This is a genomic window from Kribbella sp. NPDC051718, assembly GCF_040681515.1.
Classification (GTDB): Bacteria; Actinomycetota; Actinomycetes; order Propionibacteriales; family Kribbellaceae; genus Kribbella.
On record NZ_JBFAYZ010000008.1, the window covers coordinates 304653 to 322800 of the forward strand.

Annotated in this window: 16 protein-coding genes and 2 tRNA genes; 13 read left to right on the top strand and 5 right to left on the bottom strand. The window is 66.1% G+C overall.

Annotated features, from left to right (window positions below; all coding sequences use genetic code 11):
• Positions 1 to 10: 10 nt before the first annotated feature.
• Positions 11 to 445 carry a MarR family transcriptional regulator gene (locus AB0M15_RS29285; RefSeq protein ID WP_363824705.1) on the bottom strand — a complete coding sequence of 145 codons (435 nt, stop codon included), beginning with the start codon at positions 443 to 445 and terminating at the stop codon, positions 11 to 13.
• A gap of 59 nt (positions 446 to 504) precedes the next feature.
• Between AB0M15_RS29285 and AB0M15_RS29290 the strand changes: the two genes are divergently transcribed.
• The 3 genes from AB0M15_RS29290 to AB0M15_RS29300 all read left to right on the top strand — a co-directional run bounded on the left by AB0M15_RS29290 (position 505) and on the right by AB0M15_RS29300 (position 2336).
• Positions 505 to 1074, top strand: a complete 570-nt coding sequence (locus AB0M15_RS29290; protein WP_363824707.1) for an MFS transporter — start codon at positions 505 to 507, stop codon at positions 1072 to 1074.
• A complete protein-coding gene (locus tag AB0M15_RS29295) occupies positions 1053 to 1907 on the top strand; it encodes an MFS transporter (RefSeq protein WP_363824709.1) in 855 nt (284 codons plus the stop codon). The genes AB0M15_RS29290 and AB0M15_RS29295 overlap by 22 nt, the downstream gene beginning before the upstream one ends.
• A 225-nt stretch (positions 1908 to 2132) precedes the next feature.
• Entirely contained in the window at positions 2133 to 2336 is a 204-nt protein-coding gene (locus AB0M15_RS29300) for a cold-shock protein (protein WP_026163488.1), read from the top strand.
• Positions 2337 to 2383: 47 nt separating this feature from the next.
• Here the strand turns inward: AB0M15_RS29300 and AB0M15_RS29305 are convergent, their stop codons facing one another.
• The 3 genes from AB0M15_RS29305 to AB0M15_RS29315 form a co-directional block, all read right to left on the bottom strand.
• Entirely contained in the window at positions 2384 to 2869 is a 486-nt protein-coding gene (locus AB0M15_RS29305; protein WP_363824711.1) for a GNAT family N-acetyltransferase, read from the bottom strand.
• 85 nt (positions 2870 to 2954) lie between these two features.
• On the bottom strand, positions 2955 to 3323 hold the full coding sequence (locus tag AB0M15_RS29310) for a M23 family metallopeptidase (RefSeq protein ID WP_363824713.1): 369 nt from the start codon (positions 3321 to 3323) through the stop codon (positions 2955 to 2957).
• Positions 3324 to 3356: 33 nt separating this feature from the next.
• A complete protein-coding gene (locus tag AB0M15_RS29315) occupies positions 3357 to 6551 on the bottom strand; it encodes a tetratricopeptide repeat protein (RefSeq protein WP_363824715.1) in 3195 nt (1064 codons plus the stop codon).
• A 157-nt stretch (positions 6552 to 6708) separates the two neighbouring features.
• Here AB0M15_RS29315 and orn point away from each other — a divergent pair, with 157 nt between their 5' ends.
• The 3 genes from orn to AB0M15_RS29330 all read left to right on the top strand — a co-directional run bounded on the left by orn (position 6709) and on the right by AB0M15_RS29330 (position 8052).
• Complete coding sequence (gene orn / locus AB0M15_RS29320; protein WP_363824717.1) at positions 6709 to 7317, top strand: oligoribonuclease; 609 nt, start codon at positions 6709 to 6711, stop codon at positions 7315 to 7317.
• A gap of 52 nt (positions 7318 to 7369) precedes the next feature.
• Positions 7370 to 7442 (top strand) — tRNA-His (locus AB0M15_RS29325).
• A 118-nt stretch (positions 7443 to 7560) separates the two neighbouring features.
• Positions 7561 to 8052, top strand: a complete 492-nt coding sequence (locus AB0M15_RS29330) for a hypothetical protein (protein WP_363824719.1) — start codon at positions 7561 to 7563, stop codon at positions 8050 to 8052.
• On the opposite strand, the gene AB0M15_RS29335 is transcribed toward AB0M15_RS29330, so the two are convergent.
• The gene (locus AB0M15_RS29335; RefSeq protein ID WP_363824721.1) at positions 8042 to 9799 is read right to left on the bottom strand and encodes an aminotransferase class V-fold PLP-dependent enzyme; all 1758 of its coding nucleotides are present in this window, start codon (positions 9797 to 9799) and stop codon (positions 8042 to 8044) included. The two genes, AB0M15_RS29330 and AB0M15_RS29335, sit on opposite strands and share 11 nt — an antisense overlap.
• Before the next feature lie 94 nt (positions 9800 to 9893).
• Between AB0M15_RS29335 and tenA the strand changes: the two genes are divergently transcribed.
• The 7 genes from tenA to AB0M15_RS29370 all read left to right on the top strand — a co-directional run bounded on the left by tenA (position 9894) and on the right by AB0M15_RS29370 (position 17938).
• A complete protein-coding gene (gene tenA, locus AB0M15_RS29340; protein WP_363824722.1) occupies positions 9894 to 10559 on the top strand; it encodes a thiaminase II in 666 nt (221 codons plus the stop codon).
• Entirely contained in the window at positions 10559 to 12112 is a 1554-nt protein-coding gene (locus tag AB0M15_RS29345) for an NAD(P)/FAD-dependent oxidoreductase (protein ID WP_363824724.1), read from the top strand. The genes tenA and AB0M15_RS29345 overlap by 1 nt, the downstream gene beginning before the upstream one ends.
• 68 nt (positions 12113 to 12180) lie before the next feature.
• A tRNA-Lys gene (locus AB0M15_RS29350) sits at positions 12181 to 12256 on the top strand.
• Between the two features lie 271 nt (positions 12257 to 12527).
• Complete coding sequence (locus AB0M15_RS29355) at positions 12528 to 13958, top strand: tyrosine-type recombinase/integrase (protein WP_363824726.1); 1431 nt, start codon at positions 12528 to 12530, stop codon at positions 13956 to 13958.
• Between the two features lie 22 nt (positions 13959 to 13980).
• A complete protein-coding gene (locus tag AB0M15_RS29360; RefSeq protein ID WP_363824728.1) occupies positions 13981 to 14124 on the top strand; it encodes a hypothetical protein in 144 nt (47 codons plus the stop codon).
• A 245-nt stretch (positions 14125 to 14369) separates the two neighbouring features.
• On the top strand, positions 14370 to 16286 hold the full coding sequence (locus AB0M15_RS29365) for an AAA family ATPase (RefSeq protein ID WP_363824730.1): 1917 nt from the start codon (positions 14370 to 14372) through the stop codon (positions 16284 to 16286).
• Positions 16283 to 17938 carry an ATP-dependent helicase gene (locus AB0M15_RS29370; protein ID WP_363824732.1) on the top strand — a complete coding sequence of 552 codons (1656 nt, stop codon included), beginning with the start codon at positions 16283 to 16285 and terminating at the stop codon, positions 17936 to 17938. The genes AB0M15_RS29365 and AB0M15_RS29370 overlap by 4 nt, the downstream gene beginning before the upstream one ends.
• Positions 17939 to 18148 lie beyond the last annotated feature (210 nt).

The following is an 18148-nucleotide window of genomic DNA, read 5'->3' on the forward strand; positions in this document are numbered from 1 at the left end:
AAGCACTCCATTAGTGCGAAGCGCGGAGGGCTTGGGCTAGTTCCTCCAGGGCGGGTAGGGCATTGACGATCGTCTGCGCCGACTCGGTCGGGATCTGGTCGAGGCAGGTGCCGATGGCCTCGGTGCGGAGGAGCTTCACCCGTTCGTGGAGCTGACGGCCGGCGTCGGTGGCTTCGACGCGGATGGCGCGGAGGTCGTCGGGGTTGGGGTCGCGCTGGATCAGGCCGAGTTCGGTCAGCTTGCCGACGACGCGGGACAGCATCGTCGGGTTGAGGCCTTCGAGTTGCGCCAGTTCGGTCAGGCCCAGCGGGCCGCGGAAGGCGATCAGGCCGAGGACCGAGGCCTGGGTCGGGGTCAGGCCCTCGGCGGTGGCCGTGGCGTTGAGCTCGCGCGCGAGCCGGGAGATCACGCCGCGGAGCTTGCTCAACGTCTCGGTGTCGGTCATCTCAGGGATCTCATTTCGGCCTTTATTGCCTGCTGGCAAGCAATGTAGTCTGTTCATCGATGGAACCGTCGAGTTCAGCAGAGCTGACCGCCGACCAGGCCACGGACGAGCCGCTGGCCCACCGGCGGCTGGTCTTCGGCATCGTCGCGATCGGCCTGATGATGGCCTCGATCGATCAGACCATAGTGGCGACCGCGCTCAACGCCATCCGCGGCGACTTGCACGCGGAGCTGAACTGGAGCGGTTGGACGATCACCATCTACGCCCTCGGCCAGATCATCGTGATGCCGCTGGCCGGCCGGCTCGGTGACCAGTTCGGGCGCAAACGGGTATTCCTCGGCGCCGCCGTGCTGTTCACGGTCGCCTCCCTGTGCTGCAGCCTGGCCGACAACATCTACCTGCTGGTCGTGTTCCGTGCGTTCCAGGCGATCGGCGGCGGCGCGTTCATGCCGACCGCGACCGGGATCGTGGCCGAGCAGTTCGGCCGGGAGCGGGACCGGGCGATCGGCATGTTCACCTCGATCTTCCCGATCGGCGGCATCCTCGGCCCGATCATCGGCGGCATCATCGTCACGTACTGGTCCTGGCGGGAGATCTTCATCGTCACGTGCCGATCGGCATCCTGCTGATCGCGCTCGGCGCCCGCTTCATCCCGCGCAGCACCCCCAAACCGGCCGGTCGCGTCGACACCGCCGGGGCCGTGCTGCTGGCCCTGACGATCCTGTTCGGGATGTACGGGATCACCTCGCTCGGCAGCAGCGGCGCCTCGGTGACCGATCCGCTGTTCATCGCCGCCGAGGTGATTGCGGTCACGCTCGGTTTCCTCTTCGTCCGGCACGCGAACCGCAACGCGGCCCCGTTCATCCCGATCACCCTGCTCCGCGGCCGCGGTTTCGGCGCGATGAACGCGATCAATTTCCTCTTCGGCGCGGCCGTCCTGGGCTTCGGCGCCCTGGTCCCGCTGTACGCCGAATCGCGCTACGGCATCCAGCCGCTGCAAGCCGGGACGTTGCTCACCGCCCGGGCCGTCGGGATGATCTGCGTCGCCGGGCTGGCGGTCTTCGCGCTCCGGCGTACCGGCTATCGAGCACCGATGATCGGCGGGTTCCTGCTCGTCGCAGGCGGGATGACGGTGATGGCGCTGGCGCCGCACGGCCTTACACCGTACGGCTGGCTGGCTCTGGCCGCCGCTATCACCGGGGTCGGGATGGGGCTTTCCATCCCCGCCTCGAACAACGCAAGTTTGCAACTTGCTCCCGATCAGATCTCAGCGATCGCCGGATTGCGCGGCATGTTCCGGCAGTCCGGCGGCATCGTCGCGGTCTCCGTCACCACCACTCTGCTGGCCCACGCGGGCAACGGCGGGCTGGCCCAGGCGCACAGTTTCGTGGTGTTCGCCGCTGTCTTGCTGCTGATCATCCCGTTCACGCTGCTGGTCCCGGATCATCGCGGATCCTGGTGAGAAATTCGCTGTGGCCGGGGCGGGTGCGGACAGCCACGGTGTGCTACCGTTTCTGACGGTTGCAGTTTTGCAGTTCCCCGTTCGTTTTTGAAACGCCCGCGGATTTGTGATCCGCAGGGCGTTTTCTCATTTCTGGGCCTCGGTCCGGTGTGGGAGGGCTCGTTCGGCAACCAGGGGACCGACGACCGTCGGGACCTGTTACCCGCCCCACACAAGGAGCAGATCATGGCCAGCGGAACAGTGAAGTGGTTCAACGGTGAAAAGGGCTTCGGCTTCATTTCTCAGGACGGCGGCGGCGCCGACGTCTTCGTGCACTACTCGGCGATCGCGGCGGACGGCTACCGTTCGCTCGATGAGAACCAGAAGGTCGAGTTCGACCTGACCCAGGGCCCGAAGGGCCCGCAGGCGGAGAACGTCCGCCCGGTCTGAACCACCGCTTGAGCGAGCCCGGCCGATTTCGGCCGGGCTCGTTCTTTTTATCTGACCCAGAGCAATTCGCCGTCGTCCATCTGTTCGGTACGCCGAAGCCCGGCGGCCGCCGCGACGCCGGCAGACGCTATGTGGTCGGGGTGGACGTGCGCGATGATCCGCGCTGCCCCGTGAGCCTCTAGCCAGCCGACCAGCCCCACAGCGGCTTCCTTGGCATAGCCCAGCCCTTGCCAGGTCGTCCCCAGCACCCAGGCGATCTCCGCCTCGTCCCCGAGCACGGTGGCCTGCACATAGCCGACCAGTTCGTCGTACTGCGTAGCGCTGATCACCCAGTTGAGCCAGGACTCCCCCGGACGCCCCGGCCCCGCCACCTGTCGCCGGTACCGCTCGGTGAGCGCCCCTGCCGTCGGCGGCTCACCACCGGTGAACTCGTACAGCCCCGGATCCGCGAGCACGGGAGTCATCGCCTCGGCGTACTCCACCCGCAGCGGCAGCATGGCCAGCCGGTCGGTGACGAACCTGGTCGCGATCATCCGGCTGATGCTAGCTTCGAGCGGCTCGGCCGCTCCCTCCACGGCCGGCCCGCTCGTCGCCATCTCCACCCCTTCTTCCCTCCCGTTACGCCCGAAGCCTGGTGTTCGGATGCAGGTCGAACCGCGGGTTCCGGTGATCACCGGTCCCGTACGGCATCACCCGCTCCTCGTAGTGCAGGTGTGGCCCGCTGGCCAAGCCAAGGCGATCCCCTGTCTCCACCGTGTCGCCCTGACGGACCTCCGGCTCGGCCAGATGGTCGTAGAGATGCCAGATGGCATTGGACTCGACCACGACCTGATGGGCCAGCACCCGGACGACGACCCCGGCCATGGTGGCCCTGATCGGCGTACCGGCCGCCGCGCGGTAGTCACGACCCGAGTGGAGGCCGTGCTGCTCACCGCCTGCGACCCCGAACTCGCAGGTCACGTCCGCATTGTGTACCGGAGCTGCCATGGGACGAGGGTGCGGACAAACCTTCAGACAGTCTTAAACCCGGGCTGGGACGGCGGGATAAGGAGCCGGTTCGACCTCTAGTTCGGCCATGCGCTGGATATAGGTCCGGTACGCCCGCCTGGCCTCGCCATGGGCTCCGCTCGCCTGGAAAGCACCCACCAGCCCTAGGTGGGCTCGCTCGTCGTACTGGTCACGCTGCAGGATCCGCAGCAGGTACCCGGCGGCCGCGTCAGGATCATCCTTCCCCCGCTCAGCCAGCACCCGCGCGACGCGGACGTAGAGCGCTCGGGCCTCCTCACGCATCCCCGCGGCCCAGTCGGCGTACACGTCCTCCTCCAGGAAGTCCCCGCTGTACGCCGCCTCCGCCGCTCGCAGTAGCGGCATGCTGGTGCCGTCCAGGCCGCTCCGGGCGTCGCGAAGGAAGCCCTCGACGTCGACGGAGGTCTGGTCGCCGTCCAGCCAGATGGTCGCCCGGTCGGCCCCGACGAACCGGTCGGGCGAGTAGCGCTTCTCCGGATCCAGCACTGAGCGCACGGTCGAGAGGGCGACGGAGAGTCTCGGCGAGGCGACTGACTCTCCTTGGTCCGGCCAGAGCAGGTCGAGTAGCTGCACCCGGGCGACTGGGCGGCAGCGGCGGGCTACGAGGATCTTGAGGAGGTCGCGGGCCTTCTTCGACGGCCATTCGCCTAGTTGGATGGCTTTGCCGTCTCGTAGTACGCGGAAGCCGCCAAGGCACTCGATGCGCACCGGAGCGGGTCCTGTCTGCTGACTAGCCGCCAGAGCCGCTGCGGCGTAGCGGGTCGCTCCCGCGGCCAGGAACTGCTGGTGGGCCTGCAGCGCCAGCTCGCGCCCCTCACTACCCTGCGTGCGCCGAGCCAGCATCAACTCAGCCCGCGCCTGACCCAGCGGGTCGCCTAACTCATGCCTGATGTTCAGTACTTCGTGCAGCACCTCGCCGCCATCAGCAGCCGCATACAGCTCGAGTGCGTCTGCCAGCCCCGCCCGGTCGCGGCGTCGACGGCACAGGGCAGCCGCCTCCATCGCGGCGTCAGCAGCCTCGTCCTTGTTACCTGCATGGAGCGACACCCAGCCGAGGCCGACCAGCGCGCCGGACAAGTCCAGCACTGGACCGTAGGCCACTGCCTGCCGGGCGAGACCAGCGAGCTCGGCGGCTCGCTCCGGCTCCTCCACCGCCAGTACGCGTGCCAGGCCGGCCAGCGCCGGCACCACTGACTGCACGTCCTTGGAGTCCGCCACGGCGATCGCCTCCTCATAACAAGCTCTTGCCATTGCCCGGTCTCCCCGCTCCCGATAGACCTCGCCGAGCGTTGCGAGTGGCAGCGCTATCTGCTTCGAGTCCAGCTTCTGGTAGAGCGCCCGCGAGGCCTCCAGCTCGACGATCGCCTCGTCCAGCCGGCCCAGGCGCAGCAGCGCCTCACCCCTGTTGTTCAACGCCAGTGCACGGAACGCTGCGAAGCCGGCCCGATCCGCCAACTCCAGTGCGATCTCCAACTCGTCCAGGCCGAGCGAGTAGTAGCCCTCGTCGATGTGGTGCGAGGCGCGGTTCACCCGGATGCGGATCGACTGCAGCAGATCGCCTGCGCGCTCGGCGTACTCAAGGGCACGTAGGTAGTGCGAGGCGTTGCCCACTGGATCGCTGTCGACGGCGGCGAGCATGGCCAGCACTGTATGGACGATCGCCAGCGCCCGATCGTCGCCCGACGCCTTGGCCGATGCCTCCGCGCCCCCGACCAACTCACGGCACTCGTCGAACTCTCCACGCAGCCAGTGCGCGGCGGCCCACCAGGCCTGCAGTAGCGCCTCGTCAGCCGGGTGCTGCCCGTCGATCCGTCCCCTGCGATACACGGCAACCGCTACGTCGGTCCTGCCACGCAGGTGATGGATCAGACCTAACCGCCAAGCAATGGCGACAGGGATTTCGCCCTCCGGCACGATGATCCGGTCGAAGCAGTTCTCCGCGCCCTGCCAATCCCCGAGCACCTGCCGAGCTTCGCCTTCCAGCTGGTCCATTGCGGCGTCCCGCAGCTCATCGGGCAGAGAGGTGACCGCGGCAACCACTGTTTCTCCCAGACCGCCGTGGACCATCACCTGACCTCGCTCGGCAAGCATCCGGGCCACATGGGTTGAGTCCACTGCCTGGTAGCAAGCCAGGGCGTCTCGCTGGTCCCCGACGGACTCGAACCACTGCCCTGCTTGCAGTGTCAGCTCGGCCATGCCGACCTCGTCCGCTGACAACCTGTCGATGGCGAAGCCCCGTACCAGGGGGTTGAGCTCATAGCCGTCCACCTCGCCGGCAGAGACGAGCAGACCTCTAGTACGCAACTGCTGCAGGGTTTCCGCGTTCTCGGTGAGCCCTACCGCTTGGCAGAGCTCGGCACTGAACCTGGGCAAGACGGCGACCGCGGCAACCAATCGGCGTACCGACGGAGGCTCAGCTGCAAAGACCTCCTCGGCCAGGTAGTCATACAGCGGCCCATCCGACCGCAGCGCTCGCTGCAGCCGTCCCGGCCGCTCAGTAGCCGGTACTGTCCGCAGTGCCTCGACAGCCAGCCGCACAGCAGCCGGCCACCCCTGTACTGCGGCATGCAACGGCTCAGCAAGCTCCTCCGCCCCTTCGCCCAGTACTACGTTGAGCACGGCAACTGTCTCCTGCACGGTGAAAGCCAATGCAGTCGCGTCGATCTCCAACACCTGGCCTCTGCCACGCAGGCGGTCGATCCCGAAGGGCATAGCTGTCCGGGACGCGACCACTAGATGCAGCGAGGGCGGTGCGACTCGTACCAGGCCCTCGATCAACTTCGTTGCCGGGTCACCCGGATTGAGCTCGTGCAGGTCATCCAGCACGAGCACCACGTCACCGGTGAGGTTCTGCTCGAGTGCGTCGGCGAGCAAAGCGGCGTACGCGAGAGCTCTGGTGCCCTGCTCCGCGTCAGCGTCGGGGCCGCGCGGTCCCTGGAGCTCAGCGGCGAGCACAGCCGACAGTGCGGGCACCTGGCGGCGCAGCGCCTCGACCAGGCCGGTCACCATCGCAGCTAGTGAGCGGTCCTCGGCGCGGACGGTATACCAAGCGCAGGGGCGCTCAGCGGCCCAGGCACTGAGCAGAGTGGACTTGCCGAACCCGGCGTCGGCCACCACGGTCAGCAAGCGGCGGCGAGCGCCCTCGCTGAGCAGCTTGGTCAGCCTCGGCCTTGCGACCGTCCCCTCCATAGCCCCACCTCCGTGTCCCCGTGTGCACTCCCCCGAGTACGTAGAACAGGACAACACCGTCAGTAGTGACGCCGCAACAGTGTTAGCCCGGATCTCTACGGGAGGTTTGCCCGGTATCGGCGGGACAGCCGTCCCGGGACGGCTAAGGTGGGTGCCCATGAACGACCGGCTGGTGTGGATCGACTGTGAGATGACCGGACTCGATCTCGAAAAGGATGCCCTGATCGAGGTCGCCGTGCTCGTCACCGACTACGAACTCAACGTGCTCGGCGACGGGATCGACCTGGTGATCGCACCACCACCGGCTGCCCTGGAGCAGATGGGCGACTTCGTCCGCGACATGCACACCGGCTCCGGCCTGCTCGACGAGCTGCCGCAGGGCATCGAGCTCGCCGACGCCGAGCAGCAGGTCCTCGACTTCATCTCCGGCTACGTCAAGGAGCCGCGCAAGGCCGCGCTGGCCGGCAACTCGGTCGGTACCGACCGCACCTTCCTGGTCCGCGACATGCCCAAGGTCGAGTCCCACCTGCACTACCGCAACGTCGACGTCAGCTCGATCAAGGAACTCGTCCGCCGCTGGTACCCGCGGGTGTACTACGCGACGCCGGCCAAGAACGGCAACCACCGCGCGCTGGCCGACATCACCGAGTCCATCGCCGAGCTCCGCTACTACCGCCAGACAGTTTTCGTCCCGCTGCCCGGCCCGGACACGGAAACCGCCAAAGCGGCCGCGACGTTGGTCAGCACCCCGATTTCAAGTTCCTGACCTTCATCGCTATGATTCTCCAGTCGCGCTGATTAAGGCGGCGGGAAACATGGTGGGTATAGCTCAGCTGGTAGAGCACCTGGTTGTGGTCCAGGGGGCCGCGGGTTCAAGTCCCGTTACTCACCCTCGAAGTCGAAGGCGATCTGTGTCTGCGCAAAGCGCAGAGCGGGTCGCCTTCGGTATTTTTTGCGCCTTCGGCGCGGGTGGGGGCTTCGCCACCCACACCCCCTTAGGATCCGAGGCGTGAAGTCGTCGGGCAGTGCGTGGTTCGGGTACGGGATCGCCGTCGTGGTGACCTTCTTGGTCGGGATGCTCGCCTTCACCGTGTTCGTGCTGTCGAAGGTGTTCGGGTCATCCGCACCCGAGGAGAAGCCGACGCCGGAGCCCCAAGCAGTCACCAGTCCGACCACGTCCGTCGATCGGCGCCCGGTCGCGGTCGGCGTGATGGAAGTACAGGTGGTGAAGGGCAATCCGCAGCAGGTCGTGCTGATCGTCGCCACCCCGACCGGCTGCGCGCAGGAGCCGCAGGTGGTCACGTACGCCGAGGGCGCCGGCGCGATCGCAGTACGGGTCACCCAGCGGATCTACCGCAGCGGCTGCCACAAGAAGACCGCCTCCGTACTGGCGACAGCGAAAGCGCCCATCGCCGGGCGGACCCTGCTGCTCAACGGGGTGCCGTGGACGGTGGGGGCTGACGGGGCGTACCAGCAAGCCTTGCGGACTGCTACTTCCTGACGCAGGCCGCTGGGAGGTCGAACCACCTCAGGTGGTCGAACTCCTCGTTGACCGTCGCCTCTGTCTCCGGTGCTTTCTGCTGACAGGCGGCGAGCAGAGCACGGGCATCGGCCAGGTAGCCGACCAGCGCTGACTCGGGCGCCTTGTCGTCATGACGGGGATAGCGGAGCTGGCCGTCGGCGTCGTACCCGACCTGGGACAGGCGCATGGGCGGTTCGACCGGGCCGCGGTAGTGCTTCCAGAGACCGTTGGCCGGGTTGAAGCGGTAGTCGCCGAGCAGCCGCCAGCCTTCTTGCGCGACCAGGCGAACCGCCTCGACGACGTACTCGAAGACCGCTTCGGAGATGAAGTAGTTGAAGTTGACTCGCACCCAGCCCGGCTTGATGCCCTCGCAGCCGTGCACGATCTCCTCGGCGAACTCGGCCGAGCGGGCCAGATCGATGTCCAGCAAGGCGTGACCGTACGGGCCGGCGCAGGAACAGCCGCCGCGGGACTGGATGCCGAAGAGGTCGTTGAGCAGCGCCACCACGTAGTTGTGGTGCAGGTACCGACCCGAGGGCGCCTTGATGACGAACGAGACGATCGACAGTCGTTCCGCGTCGAGGTTGCCGAGGATCTGGATGCCCGGTTCGGCACGCCAGGCCTCGACGGCACGACGGAGGTACGCGTCCTCGTGCGCGCGGATGACGTCGATGCCGACCGCTTGCTTCAGCTGGAAGACCAGGCCGGCCCGGATCGACTCGATGATCGCGGGTGTACCGCCTTCCTCGCGGTGGATCGGGTCGTCGAGGTAGCGGTGCTCGGTCGGGTTCACGAAGGCGACCGTGCCGCCACCCGGTACGTCGGGGACGCGGTTGCGCATCAGCTCACGACGGGCGACCAGCACTCCCGGCGTACCGGGTCCGCCGATGAACTTGTGCGGGCTGAGGAAGATCGCGTCCTTGTACGCGAGCGGGTCCGCGTCGCGACCGCCGTACATGTCGATCTCGACGTACGGCGCGGCAGCGGCGAAGTCCCAGAACGACAGTGCGCCGTGCCGGTGCAGCAGCGCCGAGACGCGGTGGGTGTTGCTGACGATGCCGGTGACGTTGCTGGCGGCCGAGAACGAGCCGATCTTCAGCGGCCGCTCGGCGTACTTCACCAGCTGGGTTTCCAGCAGCGGGATGTCGATGTGCCCGTCGGCGTCCTGGCCGATCACCACCACGTCGGCGATCGACTCGCGCCAGGGCAGCTCGTTCGAGTGGTGCTCGTACGGGCCGATGAAGACGACCGGCCGCTGCTCCGGCGGGATCGTGGCGGTCAGGTGGTACTCGTCGTCCAGCTGGGCCGGGATGCGCAGACCGAGGATGCCGATCAGCTTGTCGATCGCGCCGGTCGCGCCGGAGCCGCAGAAGATCACCGCGGTCTCGTCGTCACCGCCGACGCTGTCGTGGATGATCTGGCGGGCGTCCTCACGCAACCGGGTGGTCTGCAGACCGGTGCCGCTCGACTCGGTGTGCGTGTTCGCGTACCGGGGCAGCACCTCCTCGCGGATGAAGTCCTCGAGGAAGCTGAGCGCCCGGCCGGAGGCGGTGTAGTCGGCGTACGTGACCCGGCGCGGCCCATACGGACCCGGCATCACCTGGTCGTCACCGATCACCGAGGACCGGATCCGGCTCAGCAAGGCGGTGTCCGGCGGCATCGCCACCCGGGTGTCGGCGGCGCTGTCGTCGGCGGTGCTGGTCGAGAGATCCCCCTGCATCGTCATGGCGTCAGGGTACGGCCGGTCAGCCACATTCGTCGCTGTAAGAGCTGACACCCTGGCGGCTAGGCTCTGGCGGAGTCGACGCGAGGAGCTGGGGATGACGTTTTCCAAGGAGCTGTGGGAGTCCGGGGCCGCCGAGGTGTACGCCGGGATCGTCCGGCACCCCTTCATCACCGGGCTGACCGACGGGACTCTGCCGCACAGCGCCTTCCGCTACTTCATCGTCCAGGACAGCCACTACCTGCGCTCGTACTCCCGTGCGCTCGCCCTGGTCGCCGCCCGGGCGGTGGACGAGGAGGCGGTCAGTATGTTCGCCCGCCACGCCGCAGACGCGATCGCTGTCGAGCAGGAGCTCCACAGCTCGTTGCTGGGCTCATTGGGCCTCACCTCGGCCGACGTCGACTCCGTAGGCTCTGGGCCGACCACTACGGCGTACATGTCCTATTTGACCGCCGTCTGCGCCACCGGGACGTACGCCGAGGCAGTGGCGACCGTACTGCCCTGCTACTGGATCTACCGCGAGGTCGGGCGGGAGCTGCTCAAGCACTCCTCGCCGGACCCGGTCTATGCGGAGTGGATTGCCGCCTACGGATCCGAGGAGTTCGATGCGGTCGTAGAGTCTGTACTGGCGGTGACAGACCGGCTCGACGCCGAGGTGGGCCAGGGCGAACGCGACCGTTGCCACCGGCACTTCTCCACGACCACCAGGTACGAGTGGATGTTCTGGGACGCCGCGTACCGCGAACTGGATTGGCCGGTCTGATGCAGAACTTCTACGACGTCGTGATCGTCGGCGGCGGCCACAACGGCCTCGTCGCGGCTTCGTACCTGGCCGGTGCCGGCCTCAGCACGCTGGTGCTCGAGCAGCAGGGCCATACCGGCGGTGCAGCGGTCAGCCAGCAGGTGTTCCCGGGCGTGGACGCTCGCCTGTCGCGGTACTCGTACCTGGTCAGCCTGCTGCCCGACAAGATCGTGGCCGACCTCGGTCTGGGCCTGGAGCTCCGCTCGCGATCAGTGGCGTCATACACGCCGGTACGCCGGGATGGGCGCGACCTGGGCCTCATGGTCGAGCGGCCCGAGGGGGCGGCTACCCGGGCATCCTTTGCGGCTCTGACTGGCGGCGATTCGGAGTACGAGGCCTGGACTTCGTTCTACAACTCTGTCGCGTCGCTGGCCGGCGCGGTCGCGCCGACCCTGCTCGGGCCGCTCCCGTCCGTCGCGGAGCTCCGCAAGCAGGTGGACCCCGCGCTGTGGGAGGCACTGGTCGAGCGGCCCTTCGGTGAGGTCGTGGAGCAGCGCTTCGCGGACGATACCGTGCGGGGCGTGGTGGCGACCGACGCAGTGATCGGCACCTTCGCCGGGCTGCACGACGAGTCACTGATCCAGAACCGCTGCTTCCTCTACCACCTGATCGGCAACGGTACGGGCGAGTGGCGCGTACCTGTGGGCGGCATGGGTGCCGTGACGGACGCACTGGCCGGCGCTGCTCGACGTGCGGGCGCCTCTGTGGTCGTCAACGCCTCCGTGACGTCGGTGGAAGCCGATGGGACTCGCGGGGCAGTTACGTGGATGGGTGGTGACGGAGAGCGCACGGTGGACTGCTCCTACGTGCTCGCCAACGTCGCGCCTACTGTTCTGGCCGGGCTGCGTGGTCGACCCGTCGCCGAGAAGCCCGAGGGTTCGCAGCTGAAGATCAACCTGCTGCTCTCCCGGCTCCCCCAGTTGCGTTCCGGCGATGACCCGACGCGGGCCTTCGCGGGCACCTTCCACATCGACGAGGACTACAGCCAGCTGGAGACCGCTTATCGATCGGCAGCCGACGGCTCGCTGCCTTCGGTACCGCCCTCCGAGGTCTACTGCCACTCCCTCACCGACCCGTCCATCCTCAGCCCGGAGTTGGTTGCCTCAGGCCACCAAACCCTGACCGTCTTCGGCGTCCACTTCCCGACCCGCTTGTTTGCCGCCGACAACGACGCGGCCCGCGACGAATCGGTACGCCGGGTGCTGGCCGGTCTGGAGTCCTACCTGGCCGAACCACTCGACCCCTGCATCGCCCGCGACGCCGACGGGAACCCCTGTATCGAAGCCAAAACCCCCGTCGACATCGAAGAATCCGTCGGCATGCCCGGCGGCCACATCTTCCACGGCGACCTCCAATGGCCCTGGGCCGAGGACGACGCGGAGGCCGGCCGCTGGGGCGTAGAAACCGACGTAGCCAACCTCCTCATCTGCGGCTCCGGCGCCCGCCGAGGCGGCGCCGTCAGCGGCATCGCCGGCCACAACGCAGCCATGGCCGTCCTGGACCTCCGCCCCTGACATACCGATTTCACTTCCACCCAAAACCCCTGCTACGATCCTCTTCGTTCGCAAGCACAACAGAACATGCGCCGCTAGCTCAATTGGCAGAGCAGCTGACTCTTAATCAGCGGGTTCGGGGTTCGAGTCCCTGGCGGCGCACCAACACCAAGGCCCGAGCAGACATCGCAATCTGTTCTCGGGCCTTTGTGTTGTCAGCGCACCCTTTACGCATCCCTTTGGCGCCCAGCCCGTTCAGGCTCTCCAGCCGCGCCCAGCTCGACAATCTGCGTCGAGCATCCGTCCCCGACCAGCGATCTTTATCTGATCGTGACTGTGCGTCACCTCACATCGTTTTGCATAGTTCTCGCAACCCCGGATCCTCCACCGCGCCAGCCGTTGAGCAGCCAACCATCCAACAGGTTGGAGGCTTGAGATGGCGAGACCCCCTCTACCCATCGGAACCTGGGGCGACGTCCGAACCCAGGTCGTCAAAACAGACGACGACGGCAACGCGATCAGTCATCGCGCGCAAGCGAAGTTCCGCGACCATGATGGTCAGGTCCGGCTCGTATCAGCGTTCGGCAGAACGCCGACCGCAGCCAAGAACAAGCTGCTGATCAAGCTCAAGGACCGCGCCAAGACCGGCCAGGGCGGCGAGCCGACCGCGATGCACAAGATCAACCACCTCCTTGATCTTTGGGTGGCCAAATTCAAGGAGCAGATCGCCGACGGCACCCGCTCCCCCACATCCATGGACACCTACCTTCGCGCCATCAAGAACCATGTCCGCCCCGCCCTCGGCGAACTCCGCATCGGCGAAGCCAACACACCGCGGGTCGACACCGTGATCTCCAACATCAAGAAGAACGCCGGCCCGCCGACAGCCAAGACTTGTCGCGCCGTCATCTCCGGAATGATGCAGCTCGCAGTCCGCTACGGCGCCATCACCGTCAACCCGGTCCGCGAAGTCGAAAGCATCGAACACCCCGCCAAGAAGCCTGCTCGAGCCATCCAAGCCGAAGAGATCACCCTCCTCCGCAAACACCTCAGAGCCGACGAAGCAGCCGTCCGCGCCGACCTCCCCGACCTGGTCACCTTCATGCTCGGCACCGGCGTCCGCATCGGCGAAGCCCTCGCCGTCCTCTGGTCCCAGATCGACCTCGACACCGGCACCGTCGACATCACCCACACCATCGTCCGCATCAAGGGCGAAGGCCTCATCCGCAAGCCAGCCAAATCCAAGGCCAGCAACCGCCAAGTCGGCCTCCCCAACTGGCTGCTCGCCACCCTCCGCACCAGAGCAGCCGCCGGCATCCGCCTCGACGACCCCATCTTCACCGACACCACCGGCGGCTACCGCGACCCCAACAACGTCCGCCGCTCCCTACGCACCGCCCTCGCCCCCGTAGGCAACAAAACCCGCCGCAACCTAGGCCAAGCCCTCCGCGCCACCCGCCGCCAAGCCGGCCTAACCCGCGAACAAGTAGCCAACACCCTCAACTGGCCCAAGAACAGGATCGAACTCATCGAAACCGGCCGCATCAAGGTCGACCGCACCATGGCCACCACCCTCCTCTGGACCTACAGCCCCACCCCACAAGCCACCGAAGCCCTACTCACCCAAGCAGACGAAGCCGCCGCCCCCATCCCCACCGACACACTCACCTGGATCACCTCCCACGCCTTCCGCAAAACCGTAGCCACCGCCCTAGACAGCGCCGGCCAGACTCCCCGCAACGCCGCCAACCAACTGGGCCACTCCCGAATCTCCATGACCCAAGACCACTACTACGACCGCAAAGCCCCCAACCCCGAAGCCACAAACGCCATCCAACAAGCCTTCGAAGACCCCGACCTCATCTAGCAACGCCTACGGGGCTGCCAACATGTTCCAGTACTACGCCGAAGACTCCGCCCGCTTCACCGGCGACCGCGACCCCACCCTGGTCCGCGAGCTCAACCCCGAGCTGCAGTCCTTCAAAACCTGGCTTGACCTGCACATTGACCAAGTCAAGGCCGCGATCGAGTAGCCGCGACCTCAGAGCCGTGGCCTGCTCCCGAACACTCACTACTTCGCATCAAGTGTCACCGTTTCGCGCCCTTTTCACGGAGCAGTGACGGAGCAGGAGCGGAGCTGCGGCCGGGCTTCCGGGCGATAGCCGTCCGGCGGCACAACCGGGCGCGGCGCCGGCGACCGCGCATGCCGGCTTCTGTCAATGTCTTCCTCCATACTGGTCGTCCGGCACGTCACACTGCTGGGGAATGGAAAGGCCGCGTGCAGATCACGACGCTCAGGATGAGCAACTTTCAATCGTTCGGGCCGGCCCCGACCTCAATCGAGCTCGGCGACGTCATCTATCTCCTCGGGCCCAACGGTGCAGGGAAGACAGTGGTCCTCGAAGGACTGTCCCGGCTCTTTAGCCCTCTGGTCTCGCAGCGGACCGTTCGCCGGGAGGACTTCCATATCGCGCTGACGGCGCCGGATCTTGACGAGGATCTGCCGACGCTCTGGCTCGAGGTCGATCTGGAGTTTCCCGAGGCAGGCGACGAAGACCCGCACGCAGCCGTACCGCCGTTCTTCGCGCACATGTCGATCGATGCCGAGGGCAGCGTTCCTTCGGTCCGGATCCGGCTGACCGCGTCGCTGGCCCTCGACGGTGAGATTGACGAGAAGATCGAGTACGTCTTGGAGGTGGACGATAAGGGCGAGCCGACCCAGACGGCCGAGATGTCCCGGTACGACCGCAGCCAGATCGAGACCCACTACCTGCCGGCACGTCGTGATCCTGGCGAGCACATGGCCTATACCACCGCGTCCTTGCTGGGGCGAACGCTGCGCGCGGCAGACTGGACAGGGCAGCGAGACATCCTCACCGACTTGTCGACCCAGATCACTGACGCCCTCAGCGCCAACGGCACTGTGACCAGCATCGGTGAGCGCTTGGAGAAAGAGTGGTCCGCGCTGCATCGCGGTACCTTCTTCAAGGATCCGGCCCTGACCTTCGGGCAGGGTGAACTCGAGAGCGTTCTTCGTCAGCTAACCGTTACATTCCTGCCTTCGCACACTGGTTCGCCAATAGCCTATGAGCGACTGAGCGATGGCCAGAAGTCGCTCCTCTACATCTCCTTGGTCCTCGCTTGGCAATCAATGGCGCGGCGCGTCCTGATTGGTCTCGACACCTCCCTCGATCGGGATCGCCTCCGACCGCCTGTCCACCTGATCATCGCGCTCGAGGAGCCCGAAAACAGCCTTGCGCCGCATTATCTGGGACGCATCGTCCGTCGGCTTCGAGACGCCTGCGGCTTCGGCGACGCCCAGGCGCTGATCGCCACCCACGCGCCGGCACTGCTCAAGCGGGTCGAGCCGGAGTCGATCCGCTTTCTGCGGCTCAACAACGAACGCGAGACCGCCGTACACCGCATCGTTTTGCCTGAGAAGGACTCTGATGCGGCCAAGTACGTTCGTGAAGCAGTGCTGGCCTACCCCGAGTTGTACTTCTCGCGCCTGGTGATCCTCGGTGAAGGCGACAGCGAGCTCATCGTCCTGCCGCGTGTCCTCGCCGCGGCCGGCATCGCCGAGGACGACGCTTCCGTCGCGGTGGTCCCCCTTGGGGGCCGCCACGTCAACCACTTCTGGCGGCTGCTGAACGAACTGCGAATCCCTTCCGTAACGCTGCTCGACCTCGACTGCGGTCGGTATCAAGCCGGATGGGGCCGGGTCCACAACGCACTGAAGCAAGTCAACGCCATCCGCCCTGGAACTTTCGACCCAGCGAAAATCGCCGCACTCCCCAAGTGGGATCAACCTATCGACTTCCCGCTCTACGCCAACGGCAAAGGCGCGATCTTCGTGCTTGAGCAGCAGGGCGTGTTCTTCTCCGAGCCGGTCGATCTGGACCTAATGCTGATGGTCGCCTTCCCGGAGGCGTACGGGGTTGAGCCCGCGACACCAGACGAGAAGGTCATCGTGTCTGTCCTCGGCAAGAACCACGTCAACGAAGACCGCCTTCCCGAGCAGGTTCTGAACCTCTTCGACAGCTACCACGCCAAATTCGACCTGCAGAGCAAGCCTGCGACGCATCTGGGCGCCATGGCCAATCTCAGCGACGAGGACCTGATCAGCGGTCTTCCGCAAGTTCTTCAACGAATGCTCGAACGTATTCGGCAAGACCTGGCGGGGCTACCGGAGTGATTCCAGCAGCCGACTGGCAACCTTCCGGCGGCCTGGTGCTCGAGCCCAACGGCCTCAGTGCGGTGACTACCATCGATCGCAATGTCGTGGTCGCTGCCGGTCCTGGCGCAGGCAAGACGGAGTTGCTCGCCCAGCGAGCCGATTTCTTGCTGCGCACCGGCCACTGCCCCTATCCGCGGCGGATTCTGGCGATCTCCTTCAAGGTCGACGCGGCCCGGAACCTCCGCGACCGCGTTCGGCTCCGGTCCGGCATCGAGCTGGCTGCACGCTTCGACAGCTTCACCTTCCATGGCTTCGCGAAGCGGCTTGTCGACAACTACCGCGGGCTCCTGACCGGCATCGACGCTCTGCCAGCCGACTACTTGCTGGATCAGCACGACCGGATCCAAGGCGTACAGATCACCTTTGACGACCTCGTCCCGCTGGCGCTCAAGATCCTCGACACTGGCGGCTACCCAAGAGGGGCTCTCCGCCAAACCTACAGCCACGTCTTCCTGGACGAATTCCAAGACACCACGAAAAACCAATACGCACTTGTCCGATCCGCGTTCGCAGGTACCACGGCGATGCTCATTGCGGTCGGAGACGTCAAGCAACGGATCATGGTTTGGGCCGGCGCCCTCCACGGCGTCCTCGAAGACTTCGCTGACGACTTCGACGCCTTGCCACTACCGCTGTACCTGAACCGTAGATCTGCGCCGCGCTTGCGCCGGATGCAGAATCGGATCGTCGCTGTCATGGACCCAGCCGCAGTAAGCCCCGACGAAGACCTCGCGGGTGAGGAAGGCAGCATTCGGAGCATTGCTGCCGCCACCGATCAGGAAGAGGCCCAGTTGGTCGCGGACCTGATCGAGGACTGGCTCACAGACACGCCACCCGCCGAGATCGCCGTACTGGTCAGGCAGCAACCGCACCTGGTCGCCGCGCCGCTCGCCCAGCAGTTGCAGGAGCGCGGCATCCCCTACCGGAACGAGCAGGCAAGCCAAGACCTTGCCGCCGAGCCCGTCGCGGCCATTATCTTCGACTTCATCCGCGTGGTTGCCGAGGACCGGCAGTCCCACGCCTACAGTGATCTACTTCGGCTCGCACATCGCGCGGCTCTCACCGAAGAGGCCGCTCGCCAGTTCGACAGCCGGCTCAGACGACTTCTCCATGAGGCGCGGACGCACGTCCGCACGTCCGAATTCGTCAAAGACCATTTGGACACCTGGAAACGGCTCGTCAACGAGTTTCTGGATCACATCGGCAGGCCGACGCTCATCGCTTTGTCGCCGAGCTACCAGCAGGGGAACAGGCTTGACGACGTCATCTCGCAAGCATTCAACGCCTTCGGGCACGAACTCGAGGTCGATGGCGACCCAGCTACCGCTCTCAAACGCCTTTCCGACGAGGGCGCAGTCCGATTTCTGACTATCCACAAGTGCAAGGGGCTGGAGTTCGAGAAAGTCATCGTGCTCGGTGTCGAACAGGAGCTCTTCTGGGGCAACGACGAGGAAGCTCTCTCTGAGTTCTTCGTTGCCATCTCCCGCGCGAAGACCGACCTCGTCCTCACTCATGTCAGCCATCGCGCATTGCCGGACGAGCCCGTCAAGCGCTGGAGCGAACACCGAACTCCCTATACCGAGTTTCTGAATTTCGCCATCGACAGCTAGGGTCTGGCACCTTGTCTGGCAGGGTGTCAGAGGCCGAGACTCGCCGTGGTCCGCAAACTCGGCGCCGCGCTAGAGTTCATCGCAGACTGGCTCCGACTCCAACAACCATCTCAGCTCACCTTTGGCCGCAGTTCGCTTCGTCCGTTGTCGTAGCCGACGTGACATCCCTCACCGTTCTTCGACATTCGCGCAGCGTTCCATTGAGCCCCA